This is a genomic window from Streptomyces sp. NPDC047042, from assembly GCF_040644035.1.
In the GTDB taxonomy this organism is placed as follows: domain Bacteria; phylum Actinomycetota; class Actinomycetes; order Streptomycetales; family Streptomycetaceae; genus Streptomyces.
The window spans coordinates 207,337-219,896 of the sequence record NZ_JBEYVP010000011.1; the positions used below are offsets into that span (position 1 = coordinate 207,337).

12 protein-coding genes are annotated in these 12,560 nt (G+C 70.9%); 5 read left to right on the forward strand and 7 right to left on the reverse strand.

From position 1 onward, the window contains the following. The first annotated feature begins 141 nt into the window (after window positions 1-141). Window positions 142-1,314 (forward strand): 4-hydroxybenzoate 3-monooxygenase, encoded by a 1,173-nt coding sequence (locus ABZ855_RS15350; protein ID WP_360806939.1) that lies wholly within the window; start codon window positions 142-144, stop codon window positions 1,312-1,314. A 27-nt stretch (window positions 1,315-1,341) separates the two neighbouring features. Here the strand turns inward: ABZ855_RS15350 and ABZ855_RS15355 are convergent, their stop codons facing one another. Together ABZ855_RS15355 and ABZ855_RS15360 are read right to left on the reverse strand one after the other, a co-directional pair. Continuing rightward, a complete protein-coding gene (locus ABZ855_RS15355; RefSeq protein WP_360806790.1) occupies window positions 1,342-1,899 on the reverse strand; it encodes a YbaK/EbsC family protein in 558 nt (185 codons plus the stop codon). Between the two features lie 44 nt (window positions 1,900-1,943). Then, window positions 1,944-2,516 carry an XRE family transcriptional regulator gene (locus tag ABZ855_RS15360; RefSeq protein ID WP_319204112.1) on the reverse strand — a complete coding sequence of 191 codons (573 nt, stop codon included), beginning with the start codon at window positions 2,514-2,516 and terminating at the stop codon, window positions 1,944-1,946. 164 nt (window positions 2,517-2,680) lie between these two features. On the opposite strand from ABZ855_RS15360, the gene ABZ855_RS15365 reads away from it, so the two are divergent. Beyond that, window positions 2,681-3,538 carry an EamA family transporter gene (locus tag ABZ855_RS15365; protein ID WP_360806792.1) on the forward strand — a complete coding sequence of 286 codons (858 nt, stop codon included), beginning with the start codon at window positions 2,681-2,683 and terminating at the stop codon, window positions 3,536-3,538. A 25-nt stretch (window positions 3,539-3,563) separates the two neighbouring features. On the opposite strand, the gene ABZ855_RS15370 is transcribed toward ABZ855_RS15365, so the two are convergent. After that, window positions 3,564-4,355: an acyltransferase gene (locus tag ABZ855_RS15370; protein WP_360806795.1), complete on the reverse strand. Its 792-nt coding sequence runs from the start codon at window positions 4,353-4,355 to the stop codon at window positions 3,564-3,566. 107 nt (window positions 4,356-4,462) lie between these two features. Between ABZ855_RS15370 and ABZ855_RS15375 the strand changes: the two genes are divergently transcribed. Then, entirely contained in the window at window positions 4,463-4,990 is a 528-nt protein-coding gene (locus ABZ855_RS15375) for a gamma carbonic anhydrase family protein (RefSeq protein WP_360806798.1), read from the forward strand. A gap of 157 nt (window positions 4,991-5,147) precedes the next feature. Here ABZ855_RS15375 and ABZ855_RS15380 read toward each other — a convergent pair whose 3' ends face one another. The 3 genes from ABZ855_RS15380 to ABZ855_RS15390 all read right to left on the reverse strand — a co-directional run bounded on the left by ABZ855_RS15380 (window position 5,148) and on the right by ABZ855_RS15390 (window position 8,942). After that, window positions 5,148-5,795: a DedA family protein gene (locus ABZ855_RS15380; protein ID WP_360806801.1), complete on the reverse strand. Its 648-nt coding sequence runs from the start codon at window positions 5,793-5,795 to the stop codon at window positions 5,148-5,150. A 129-nt stretch (window positions 5,796-5,924) separates the two neighbouring features. Continuing rightward, window positions 5,925-7,922: an RICIN domain-containing protein gene (locus tag ABZ855_RS15385; RefSeq protein ID WP_360806804.1), complete on the reverse strand. Its 1,998-nt coding sequence runs from the start codon at window positions 7,920-7,922 to the stop codon at window positions 5,925-5,927. 582 nt (window positions 7,923-8,504) lie between these two features. Continuing rightward, window positions 8,505-8,942 (reverse strand): DUF4442 domain-containing protein, encoded by a 438-nt coding sequence (locus ABZ855_RS15390; RefSeq protein ID WP_360806941.1) that lies wholly within the window; start codon window positions 8,940-8,942, stop codon window positions 8,505-8,507. A gap of 85 nt (window positions 8,943-9,027) precedes the next feature. Here ABZ855_RS15390 and ABZ855_RS15395 point away from each other — a divergent pair, with 85 nt between their 5' ends. After that, on the forward strand, window positions 9,028-10,143 hold the full coding sequence (locus ABZ855_RS15395; RefSeq protein WP_360806807.1) for a hypothetical protein: 1,116 nt from the start codon (window positions 9,028-9,030) through the stop codon (window positions 10,141-10,143). A gap of 150 nt (window positions 10,144-10,293) precedes the next feature. Further along, window positions 10,294-11,595, forward strand: a complete 1,302-nt coding sequence (locus ABZ855_RS15400) for an MFS transporter (protein ID WP_360806810.1) — start codon at window positions 10,294-10,296, stop codon at window positions 11,593-11,595. Between the two features lie 166 nt (window positions 11,596-11,761). Here ABZ855_RS15400 and ABZ855_RS15405 read toward each other — a convergent pair whose 3' ends face one another. After that, entirely contained in the window at window positions 11,762-12,553 is a 792-nt protein-coding gene (locus ABZ855_RS15405) for a fused MFS/spermidine synthase (RefSeq protein ID WP_360806943.1), read from the reverse strand. Between the last annotated feature and the right edge of the window lie 7 nt (window positions 12,554-12,560).

Sequence of the window (12,560 nt, forward strand, 5' to 3'; positions counted from 1 at the left end):
GAGAGGAGACGAACACCGGGGTCGCCGATAACGAAAAGTGCGGGTCGTGCCGTCGGCGCGGCCCGACATAATGCTCGGGTGACTTTCGCCTCACCTCCCCCCGGCTTCACGCCCAACTCCCCGTCAGCGCAGGCCTTTCCGGTGGTGATAGTGGGCGCCGGGCCCGCCGGGCTCACCGTCGGGAACATCCTGCGGGCCGCCGGTATCGACTGTGTGGTGCTGGAGACGGAGAGCCGGGAGTTCATCGAGCAGCACCCCCGGGCCGGCTTCATCGAGGAGTGGGCGGTGCACGCACTCCAACAGCGGGGCCTGGCCGACGCGTTGCTCGAGCGGGCCGGTACGCACACGAGGTGCGAGTTCCGGTTCGGCGGCCGACGCCATCGCTTCGAGTACGCCGAACTGTCGGGCCACCGCCACTTCGCCTATCCCCAGCCGCTGTTGGTGACGGACCTGGTGCGGGAGTACGCGGACGTACGGGGCGGCGACATCCGGTTCGGCGTGCGGGACGTCCTCGTGCACGACCTGGACACCGACCGGCCCGCGGTGTCGTACGTCTCAGCGGAGACAGGCCAACGGGAGTACGTACAGGGAGAGTTCATCGCCGGATGCGACGGCGCCCGGGGAGTGACCCGGACGGCGATACCGGCGGCCCACGTCCGGATCGCGCGGCACGACTACGGCATCGGCTGGCTGGCCCTGCTCGCCGAGGCGCCGCCGTCCAACGACTGCGTGATGTTCGGCATCCACCCGCGAGGCTTCGCCGGGCACATGGCCCGGGGCCCCGAAGTCACCCGCTACTACCTGGAATGCCCGCCCGGTGACGACCCGGAGAACTGGCCGGACGACCGTGTCTGGGCCGAACTCCACCAGCGGCTCGACGCGTTGGGGGCGCCTCCGCTCAACGAGGGGCGGCTGATCGAGAAGCGCGTCCTCGACATGCACAACTACGTGGTGGAACCCATGCAGTTCGGGCGGCTGTTCCTGGCCGGCGACGCGGCCCATCTCACCGCCCCCATCGCCGCGAAGGGCATGAACCTCGCCCTGGCGGACGCCTTCCTGCTCGGCGACGGACTCGTCACCTACCTCACGAACGGCGATCCGGCCGGCCTGAACGGCTACTCGGAGGCGTGTCTACGGCGCGTCTGGCAGTACCAGGAGTTCTCGCTGTGGCTGTCGGACATCTACCACGGCGCGTCCTCGAGCGATCCGTTCCGCTCCGGCGCCTCTCTGGCCCGGCTCCGCCGCATCCTCAACTCCCCCGCCGCCGCAGCCGCGTTCGCCGACGTCTACATCGGCAGGGACGCCGACCACTGACCCCGGCCACCAACTGTCCCGCCGGTCTCAGTCGACGCCCAGTCCGTCCACCACCACCGCGCCCGGGAGTTCGGCGAACGCCTTCCCGGGCACCAGCAGCTTGCCGCGCCGCCGCCCGCTGCCGACCAGCACCCAGGGCAGGTCCACGACGGCCGCGTCGACCAACAGGGGCCAGGAGTCCGGGAGTCCGAGCGGAGTGATGCCTCCGTACTCCATCCCGGTCTCCCCGACGGCCGTGTCCATCGGCGCGAACGAGGCCTTGCGGGCGCCGAGTCGGCGGCGCACCACGCCGTTCACATCGACCCGGGTGGTGGACAGGACGAGACACGCGGCAAGGGTGGTCTCGCCGCCGCGCTTGCCGGCCACGACGACGCAGTTCGCCGACTGTTCGAGCAGTTCCCGGCCGTAGTGCTCGACGAAGACGGCGGTGTCGGCCCACTGCGGGTCGGTGTCCACGTACACAATCTGGTCGGCGGGCACGGTACCGGTCCAGCCGCGTACGGCGTCGGCGACCGGGCCGACGAGTTCGCCGAGGCAGTCGGGGGCGGGAGTGGCGGTGTCGAAGTCTCCGATGGGCGCGCGCATGACGGCACGCTAACAGCCGTGCGCCGGGGTCCCGGCCGGGCGGCTCAGCTCACCGGCGGGACGGACACCGACATCATCATCTCCATCGGTTCGGCGCCGTCGTTGCCGTACGTGTGGGGGACGTCGGCCGCGAAGGTGGCGCTCGCGCCCGCCGGGACGCGGTGTTCGACCCCGTCGACCGTGAGCGTCAGTTCGCCCGCCGTCACGTGGAGGATCTCGAACGTGCCCGGGGGGTGCGGGTCGGACAGGCTGGTGTCGCCGGGCATGAGGTGCCAGTCCCACAGCTCCAGCGGGCCGGGGGCCTCGGTGCCCGCGAGGAGCCGGTTGAAGCTGCCGGCGTCGGTGTGCCACAGCCGTACGGCCTGGTCGGCGGGGACGATGCGGACCTTGGGGCCCTGTTCGTGCTCGAGGAGGGTGGTGATGCTGACGCCGAGCGCGTCACCGATCTTCACGACCGTGCCGAGGCTGGGATTGGTGCGGGCCTGCTCGATCTGGATGAGCATTCCGCGGCTGACCCCGGCACGGGCGGCGAGCGTCTCCAGGGTGAAGCCGCGCTCGGCACGCCAGCGCTTCACGCTGCGCGCCAGCGACTGGGTCAGCAGGTCGAGGTCCGACACGGTTCCGTCCAAATTCTTGTCCGCCACTCTTGTCTGCACCTCATCCTGCCGCACTCCCCCCGATCTCCCGCCTAGTGCAAAATTCTGGATGACAGAGTTCACTTCACTGAACTACCGTATGGTGCACCCGACCGTTCACTCCACTGTACTGCGAGGCGTTTCCCATGACCGCATTCTTCGCCCTGGTCACCAGCCTGCTCTGGGGGCTGGCCGACTTCGGCGGCGGACTGCTGACCCGGCGCATGTCCGCGCTGACGGTGGTCGTGGTCTCGCAGTCGATCGCGGCGGTCGTCCTAGGCACCACCGTGGTCCTGACCGGCGGCTGGAGCGAGGCCGGTCCGCGCCTGTGGTTCGCGGTCGGCGCGGGCCTCGCCGGCCCGGTGGCCCTGCTCGCCTTCTACAAGGCGCTCGCCCTGGGCCCGATGGGGGTCGTCTCCCCGCTCGGCTCGCTCGGCGTGGCCGTCCCCATCAGCGTCGGGCTCTTCCTCGGCGAGCGCCCCGGGCTGCTTCAGTTCGCGGGGATCGCGGTAGCCGTCGTCGGGGTCGTGCTCGCGGGCGGGCCGCAGCTCAGGGGCGCGCCCGTCCAGCGGCAGGCGATCCTGCTCACCCTGCTCGCGGCTTTCGGCTTCGGCACGGTCTTCGCGCTGATCGCGGAGGCGTCGACCACCCTCACCGGTCTGTTCCTCGCGCTCTTCGTCCAGCGCCTGACGAACGTGGCCGTCGGCGGCGCCGCGCTGTTCGTCTCGGTCCGCCGGGGCGGCGCCGCCCTCCCGGCGGGCGGCTTCCCCTGGCGGACGCTCCCGGTGCTCGCCTTCGTGGGCCTCGCCGATGTCGCCGCCAACGGCACGTACTCGATCGCCGCCCAGCACGGACCGGTCACCGTGGCCGCCGTACTGGCCTCGCTCTACCCGGTGGTGACCGCCCTCGCCGCACGCGGGTTCCTCAGCGAGCGGCTGCGCGCGGTGCAGGCGGCGGGCGCGGGCCTGGCCCTGGTGGGCACGCTCCTGCTGGCGACGGGCTGACCGCCGGCCACCTCGGCGGCCCGGCTCAGGACTCGGCGCGTACGTCCCCGGCGTGCTCCTGGGCGTCCAGCTCGGCCAGTCCGGCCACCGCCACCGCGTCCAGCTCCGACAGGGCCTGCAACTGCTCCGGGGTGGTCCCTTCCGGGATCGGTGTCGGGGCCGGTGTCCGCAGCGGGGGCAGCCAGCCCTCGGCCTGCGTCCAGCGGCGTACGACCTTGGCCGGAGCCCCCGCCACCACCGCGTGGTCGGGCACCGTCCCGCGTACGACCGCACCGGCCGCCACCACCACGTTCCGCCCGATCCGCGCCCCCGGCAGGATCACCGCACCGGTGCCGATCCAGCAGCCCGGGCCGATCTCGACCGGCTCCATCCGCGGCCACTGTCTGCCGATGGGCTGGTGCGGATCGTCGTACGAATGGTTGGTGGACGTCACGTACACATACGGCCCGAAGTAGCAGTCGCTGCCGATGGTGACCGTCGTGTCGGCGATGACATGGCTGCCGCGGCCGAGGACGACGCCGTCGCCGATGCGCAGGATGGGGTCGGGGCCGAGGTCGAGGTCCGGCATCAGACCCGCCGTCAGGGTCACCTGCTCGCCGATGATGCAGTGGGAGCCCAGCTCGATCCAGGGTTCACCGAAGACGGTGCCCAGCGGGAAGGCGAGCCTGGTACCTGTTCCCATCGCCCGGAAGGCCAGCCGCCCGGGGTTCTCGGCGGTCACGGAGCCCGTGCGCTGCACCCAGGCCCAGCCCGCGTGCACCGCGCGCTGCGCCAGCCGACGCCGCCAGGACGAGAACGTGTTCTTGGGCTTGGGCATCCGCACACCGTACTCAGGGCCGGGCGGCCCCAGCATGCCGCACACCTGTGATCTTCGCCCCACGGCGGTGGCGTACGGTCTGACGTACTCGAGGACCAGGAGGCGAGATGACGCACAAGGCGTTGATCACGGGTATCGGCGGCAGGGACCCGAAGGTGGACGAGGACGCCTTCGTGGCGCCCACCTCGTCCGTGATCGGGGACGTGACCCTTCAGGCGGGCGCGAGCGTCTGGTACGGGGCGGTCCTGCGCGGCGACGTCGAACGGATCTCCGTCGGTGCCCGGAGCAACATCCAGGACAACTGCACCCTGCACGCCGACCCGGGTTTCCCGGTCACGATCGGCGAGCGGGTCTCCGTGGGCCACAACGCGGTGGTGCACGGCGCGACGATCGAGGACGACTGCCTGATCGGCATGGGCGCGACGGTACTGAACGGCGCGGTGATCGGCGCGGGTTCCCTGGTGGCGGCCCAGGCACTGGTCCCACAGGGAATGGAGTTCCCGCCGGGGGTCCTGGTGGCGGGGGTGCCCGCCAAGGTCAGGCGTGAACTGACAGCGGAGGAGAAGGAGGGAATCTCCCTCAACGGCACGATGTACGCGGACCTGGCAAAGGCCCACCGCGAGATCCACCAGTAGCCATCAGCCCCAAGGAGTGACCGGCCAACTCCGGGCCCTTCGCGACTCCCCGCACCTCACCCACCCAGGGGCGCGGGGAACTGCGCGACAAGCCCCCACGGCCCCGCACTCGCCCGCCCGCCGCCCCCTCAACGGCGAACCGGCGCCTCAACAGACCTCACTCACCGGCCCCGACAGCCTCAACCTCCCGCACAGCCGCCCCCTGCGCCTTCTTCGCCTTCCGCTTGAGCACCAGCATCGACGTCACCCCGAACAGCACCGCCAGCACCAGCCCCAACCACGAGAACCGCTTCAGCCACGACTCGGCGACAACGCCCACGTAGTAGATGACCGCGGTCGTACCGCCCGCCCAGATGATCCCGCCCAGCACATTGGCGATCAGGAACTTCCAGTACGGCATCCGCAGCACCCCCGCGAGGGGCCCCGCGAAGATACGCAGCAGCGCGACGAAGCGGCCGAAGAAGACCGCCCACATGCCCCACTTCTCGAAGGACCGCTCGGCCGTGGCGATGTGCCCCTCACCGAAGTGCTTGGGGAACTTCGCCCCGAGCCAGGCCAGCAACGGCCTGCCTCCCTTGCGGCCGATGGCGTAGCCGATGGAGTCACCGATGATCGCGCCGGCGCTCGCGCAGGCGCCAAGGATGATCGGGTTGATCTCACCGTGCTGGGAGGAGAGCAGCGCGGCGGAGACCAGAACGATCTCGCCGGGCAACGGAATGCCGAGGCTCTCCAGCCCGATGACCAGTCCCACCAGCGCGTAGATACTGACCGCGGGGATCGTCTCCAGCCATTCCTGCACGTGCAACGCCGGTTCCTTCCGATCTCGCCGTACGCCCGGTACGTCTGCGTCCCCGGCGCGCGCCCGGCCACGGGCGCACGCCGGGAAGCCTACCGGGTCGGGGTGACACGCGGAGCCGACGATGACTCGTGCCAGTCATCGGCCGAACGGACCGATGATCCCCGTGAGCGGCCCCATGGCCTGTGCCAGCGGGACGACGACCGGCTGCACCGGGGCCGGCGGCTGCTGCGGCAGGGCCTGCGCCGGGGCGGGCGCCGGGTCGGGCGCGGGCTCCTGGCCGCCGTCGTCCACGACGTAACGCGTCTCGAACTGCTGGCCGCCGGTGGGATCGGACGAGGGCGCGACCGTGGGTCCGGGCGAGGGCGAGCCGGCGAGTCCGGAAGTCCCGTTTCCGGCATCGGTCTCGGCCCCCTGCTGCGTACCGTCCGTGCCGCCCTCCCCCTTCTGCTTCTGCTGCTCCTGGCCGGGCCCGCCGCCCAGCGTGCCCTCGCCGTCCTTGCCGGCCTTGCTCTCCTTACTGTCCTTACCGTCCTTGACGCTCTTGTCGTTCTTGCCGCCCTTCGCCCCGACTCGCTCCTGCCCGTCTCCCGTCCTGGCGGAGTCGTCGGTCGCGGACGGGTCGGGGTCGAGCGTCCATTTCTCGCTCGCAGCCCCGGACCTGGTCGTGACCACGACATCCGCGCCCGGGCGGGGCGAGGCGGGTGCGACGGCCAGTTCCTCGCGCCAGTGGGGCAGCAGTTCGCCCTGGACGGTGAGGTCGTAGCGGACCTCGTCGGCGTTGGACCCGACGCAACCGGAGAGGAAGACATGTCCGTCGGCGGAGTGGGAGTCCAGGCACAGCCTGGGGTCGGCGAGGCTGCGCAGCAGACCGTCGTCCTCGTACGACCACTGCTGGGTCACGGCGGACGAGCACACGGCGAGCCGGGTCCCCACGCCGGCCACGACCCGGCCGTCGCGGATGTCCAGGCACAGGCCCGTGGCGAGGTGGCGCAGCCTGCCGCGTTCCGTCACGCCGGGATAGCCGGCGGAACCGGCCGACGGCGAGTCACCGGCCTGCGGCGAGGCACTGACCGACTCCTGGCCGGCGGAGGGCGCGGCGGACGCCTGCCCGGTCGAATAGCCGCTCACCGCGCCCCAGTTGGCCATGGGCATGGTCCCGTCCGACCGGCCGCGGACACCGATCACGCTCGCGACCAGCGCGAAGGAGAGGACACCGACCCCGACGGCCACGGCCCGGGTGCGGGCTTTCGGGAGGGTGTAGCGCTCGTCGGTCAGCGGGAAACGGGCCATGAGGCGATGCCGGCCACCGCCGCCGGGGCGTCCGCCGCTCCGGCCGGACTGTCTGTGGGGAGCGACGCCCGGGCCACCGCGTCCCGGGCGGGAGTCGAGATAGCGGCGGGCTCCCCAGCCGAGCACCGCCTCGGCGAGCAGAATCCCCAGCTCGCCCTCGAAATGGCTGAGCTGCTCGGCGGCGTGCCGGCAGTGCGAGCACACCAGCAGATGCTGTTCGACATCGGGCAGCAGGGCGCCGCCGCGCCGGATCGGGACGTCGAGGAGGCGGTTGTAGAAGCGGCATTCCTTGGACGGCGCGAGTTCACGGTGGGCGTGCACACAGGCGGTGCGGAATTGCTCGCGGGCCTGCTCGAGTGCCGTCGCGGCGCTTGCCGAGTCCACCCCCAACAGACCAGCCGGTACGGAAAGGGGTTCGGCCTCGACCTCGGTATGCCAGAGGAGGCACTGGGCCGCTCTCGGCAGGACGCCGAATGACCGCTCGGCCAGTTGCCGATTCTCGGATGTCCGGGCCCTCGCCGCGCGTAGACCACGCGCGCCAGTGGGTTTGCGGAGTTCCGGAAGCAGTCCCGAAATACCGTCGTCGGCGGACCACTCCCGGACCGTTTCCCTTACGGCGACGAGGAGTTGGGGTCGCAGCGCCTGATTCGACTCACCGCGCTCCAGCCGCCCGAGCACCCGGTGAAAGGCCGACGTGGCGGCCATCGTGGCGAGGTCCCCGTCGACCGCGAGGCAGATGGCCGCGTAGTCGTACGTCGACTGCCAGTGGCGCGCGAGCAGCAGCGCGACGGCGTACGCGCCCTCACCCTCGACCCGCCCGCGCAGTTGCGCCGCGAGGTTCATGTCGGATTCCCCGGTACTGATGCCGGGGCGCGGAGGGTAGGGCGGACGCGGGGGATGAGGGGATTGCACAGAACCCATTCCTTCCAAGCCGCAGGACGGCACCAGCGAATTGCACATCCACGGGAAAGTAATGCCGATTGGTTCGTACCTACGACTCGTCACCTGGGGAGTTCGGGTCGACCGGCACGGAATCCCGAGCGGGAAAAGGGGTCTGACCTCCGCCCCCGCGCGAGTTGGCCCACACTCGCACACCCGTCTCGCAGTAAACAAGGAGTTCGAGTGACTGAAGTTCAAAACGAGAGCAATTCAGATGTGTTACCGGCGGTATCCGCACCGGCTTTCGAAATAGCGCTCCGCGTGAGCACCGAGTTGTGTGCACGAGCACCCGGGTGGCACACACAATCTTCAACTTTCGACCACGCGACCGGAGGAATGCAACTCACCTACAGCACAACGCAGTTGACCATCGGCACCGGCCCTGACGGTCCGTTGCCGCCGACAAGAACGAGACCCGGCAGGTCCATGGACCTCCGGGTCGTGGCGACTCCTGAGAGCCGGTCAACTGTGACGGGACGACGAGTGTCAGCTGTTCGGGCGAAGAGTCCAGACAACTGTCATCTCGCCCGTAATGGCACCGTCTTCACGCTGGATGGCGACGGTCACCGGGAATTCGGGGCGCTTGCCCTCGTCGAGTTCGGCGACCACCTCGGCGACAGGGCGACCGAGGGTCGCGGTGGCCTTGACGGGACCGAGCGCGATCTTCTTGAACGCGATATCGGCGGTGACGGGCAGCGGTACGGCACGGGAGAACTGATCGCCGAAGGCCGCGAGGACGACGGCTCCGCTCGCGGACTCGCCGAGTGTGAACATCGCCCCCGCGTGCGGCCCGCCGACATGGTTGCGGTACTCGTCCTGGTCCGGCAGGGCCACCACGGCCTTCTCCGGCGTGATCTCCAGGTATTCGAGGTTCAGCGTACGAACCATGGGCACCGTGGCGGTGAGACGTTCACCGATCGACATCTGATCTTCGCTCATGGCGTCATGTTACCCACGAGTAGCCTGGTCGGCCAGATCCGGCCCGCCGACCGCCGTATCGTTACCGGCCATGTGGCCAGAACAGCAGCCGCCCGGGGGCGAGCAGAACCCGCAGGACCCGCAGCAGGCACAGGTCCCGCCGCACAATCCCTACCAGCAGCCGGGCTATCAACAGCCGAACCCGTACCAGCAGCCCGGATATCAGCAGACCGGTTATCCGCAGCAGCCCAACCCCTACTCCCAGCCCGCGCAACCGGGTTGGGGCCCTCCGGTCCCGACCGGCGCACCGCAGCCACCCCAACAACCGCAGCCACCGTCGGGCGGAGGCGGGAACCGGACGAAGATCACCGCGATCGTCGCGGCCGCGGCGGTCGTGCTCACCGCCGGGGTGACCGGATTCCTGGTCCTGGGCGGTGACAAGGACGAGCAGGCGGGCTCGGACGGCAACGACAAGCAGTCCGCCCGGTCCGCGCCCGCCGCGACGCCCACCCCGGAATCCGCGGACCCCAGCGATTCGGCCTCGGCGTCCGCATCGGCGTCCGCCGCCGACGACAACCCGCGCGACTCCGCGGCCGAGCAGCCGACGATCGCCGGCTGGAAGGTCGTCGTGAACCCGAAGTGGGGCACGGCCTTCGACGTACCGGCGGACTGGGAGGTGAAGTCACCGGGCACGCTGATCGGCTTCGAGGACGACAACGCCAAGGCCGGTGCGGCACCGCTCATCACCATGTCGGCGCCCGCGTACTACAAGTCGAAGTGGTGCGTGTCGGACGACGACAAGGACGGCCGTACGTCGGACACCGCGCTCGCGGCCGTGGGCACCAAGGGCGCGAGCGGCGCGAAGACCGCCGACGAGGTCGCCGTGAACCAGGTCCCCTGGTGGGTCTACGGCGGCTACACGCAGCCGGACAAGAAGAGCCTCGTCTTCGACGAGAAGGCGACGCCGTACACGACGAAGTCCGGGATCGCGGGCAGCCTCGCCCGCGCTCATTCGAAGAACACGCCCCAGAAGGGGAAGTGCGCGAGCGACGGCAAGGCCATCACGTTCGGTTTCAAGAACTCGGCCGGCGACTACGTGGCGTGGAGCCTGTACGGCGCGACGGGCGTCAACGGGGAGGTCCCCGAGAAGACGGTCATGCAGATCCTGAGCACGGTACGACTGCACGGGGACCCGACCGGCGCCTGAGGGCGGCGAGGGTCGGGAAACGACGGACACCGGTGACCGGTGATCGCTCCTGAACGACCCTCGCTCTCGACCGGCTGAATCCGACCGGTACTGGTCATGTCGGGGCGGAAATGGATTGGCAAGTGGGTGGCGGGCGGCGATAGTCGCCCCGTGACCTCCGCCGACTCCCCCTCCGTACGCCCACGCCGCCCGTCCTGGGCCGGCCGGAACTACAGCCTGCTCACCGCGTCGGCGGTCGTCACCAACCTCGGCAGCAACGGGGCGGTGATCGCCGCCGCGTTCGCGGTGCTGGAGGCGGGCGGGGACGCCGGTGACGTGGGACTGGTGGCGGCGGCACGCACACTGCCGCTGGTGTTGTTCCTGCTGATCGGCGGAGCCATCGCCGACCGGCTCCCCCGGCACCATGTGATGGTCGCCGCGAACGCCCTCAACTGCCTCTCGCAGGCAGCGTTCGCGGTGCTCGTCCTGGCTGGGGAGCCACAGCTGTGGCAGATGATGCTGCTGACCGGGCTAGGCGGCACCGGGCAGGCGTTCTTCGGCCCGGCGGCCGAGGGCATGCTGCTCTCCTCGGTGGAGGGCGACCAGGCCGCCCGCGCCTTCGCCGCGTACCGGATGGCGATGCAGAGCGCGGCGCTGGGCGGCGCGGCCGTCGGGGGCGCGATGGTCGCCGCCCTCGGGCCCGGCTGGGTCCTCGCGGTGGACGCGGTGGCGTTCGCGGTCGCCGGGGCACTGCGCTCCTTCCTCGACGTGAGTCACATCCCGGCCCGTGCGGCGGGCGGTGGGCTGCTCGCCGATCTGCGGGAGGGCTGGCGGGAGTTCGCCGGGCGGTCGTGGCTGTGGGTGATCGTCCTCCAGTTCGCCGTCGCCAACGCGGTCATCGGCGCGGCCCAGTCGGTCTACGGCCCGCTCGTGGCCCGCGACAGCCTCGGCGGGGCGGGGCCATGGGGACTGGCGCTGGCCTCGTTCGGGGCGGGCACGGTCGGCGGCGCGTTGCTGATGATGCGCTGGAAACCCCGCAGGCTGCTGCTCGCCGGCACGGTGTGCGTGTTCCCGCTGGCCCTGCCGGCTGCCGCGCTCGCCGTACCGGCACCGCTGGCCGTGCTGTGCGCGGTGATGTTCGTGACGGGCGTGACGCAGGAGGTGTTCGGCGTGAGCTGGATGACCGCGCTGCACCAGGAGATCCCCGAGGACAAGCTCTCGCGCGTCTCCGCGTACGACTGGTTCGGCTCGGTCGCGATGCTCCCCCTCGCCACAGCACTGGCCGGCCCGGCGGAACACGCCTTCGGCCGCACGCCGGCGCTGTGGGGCTGCGCGGCCCTGATCGTGGCGGTGACAGCGGCGGCTCTGTCCGTACGAGACGTACGAAACCTGACCCGCCGCACAAAGAGGGTCACCCGGGAGACACCCCAAAAGACGCCGCAGCAGAGCAAGTTGGAGAACACGGGCGGCTGAACGCAGCCCCGCTGCCCCTTTTCGCCGGCCCCGGACCTCCGTGTCGCCGTCGCGCATCGCACAGGGGCGGCGCGCAACGGCGGTCACCCGCAGGGCGAGTTGGAGAACGCCGACGGGTGAACGCAGCCCGTGGGCCCCGCCCGTCCCCGTTTCGCCGGCCCGGACCTCACCCGATCCCGAACGCCCCTTGCGGCGGCTCCGGCGACGGCACCGCGTCCTCTTCTCGCACAGGGGCGGCATCTCCGGTGAAGTCCCGTAGTGCGGGCCCGTGTTCGAGGCGGGCCGGGAAGGCGTCGGAGGCGACGCGGCGGGCCAGGGCGGCGGTGTCCAGGGGACGGTGTGCGGCGACGAGCACCGCGTTGCCGAAGCGGCGGCCCCGCAGGACACCTGGTTCGGCGATCATCACCAACTCCTCGAACACGGCCGCGAACGTGGCGAGTTGGGAGCGCAGAAAGCCGAAGGGCGCCGCGTCGGCCAGGTTGGCGAGGTAGACACCGTCGCCGCGCAGCACCCGCTCGGCCTCCTGAGCGTACGCAAGGGTCGTCAGGTGGGCCGGGACGCGCGAGCCGCCGAACACGTCGGCGACAAGCACATCGGCGCTGCCGTCGGGCGCGGCTTCGAGCCAGGCGCGGGCGTCGGCCGCATGCAGGTCGACGCCCGCGCCGGCGGGAAGCGGAAGGTGTTCGACGACCAGGTCGAGCAGCCCACGGTCGGCCTCGACGACGTCCTGCCGGGAACCGGGCCGGGTCGCGGCGAGATACCGGGGCAGCGTGAGCGCACCCCCACCGAGATGCACCACGTCCAGCGCCCGCCCCGGCTCCGCGACGGTGTCCAGCACATGCCCGAGCCGACGCGCGTACTCGAACTCCAGATACGTCGGCTCATCCAGATCGACGTACGACTGAGGCGCCCCGTCAACCGTGAGCAACCAGGCCCGCTCCCGATCGATGTCGGGCATGAGCTTG

Coding starts and splice junctions, on each gene's coding strand:
- ABZ855_RS15385 (WP_360806804.1), bottom strand. CDS start 7,922: ATGAACCTCGCGGCGCAACTGCGCGGGCGGGTCGAGGGTGAGGGCGCG.
- ABZ855_RS15390 (WP_360806941.1), bottom strand. CDS start 8,942: ATGTCGATCGGTGAACGTCTCACCGCCACGGTGCCCATGGTTCGTACG.
- ABZ855_RS15355 (WP_360806790.1), bottom strand. CDS start 1,899: ATGCGCGCGCCCATCGGAGACTTCGACACCGCCACTCCCGCCCCCGAC.
- ABZ855_RS15375 (WP_360806798.1), top strand. CDS start 4,463: ATGACGCACAAGGCGTTGATCACGGGTATCGGCGGCAGGGACCCGAAG.
- ABZ855_RS15405 (WP_360806943.1), bottom strand. CDS start 12,553: ATGCCCGACATCGATCGGGAGCGGGCCTGGTTGCTCACGGTTGACGGG.
- ABZ855_RS15395 (WP_360806807.1), top strand. CDS start 9,028: ATGTGGCCAGAACAGCAGCCGCCCGGGGGCGAGCAGAACCCGCAGGAC.
- ABZ855_RS15365 (WP_360806792.1), top strand. CDS start 2,681: ATGACCGCATTCTTCGCCCTGGTCACCAGCCTGCTCTGGGGGCTGGCC.
- ABZ855_RS15370 (WP_360806795.1), bottom strand. CDS start 4,355: ATGCCCAAGCCCAAGAACACGTTCTCGTCCTGGCGGCGTCGGCTGGCG.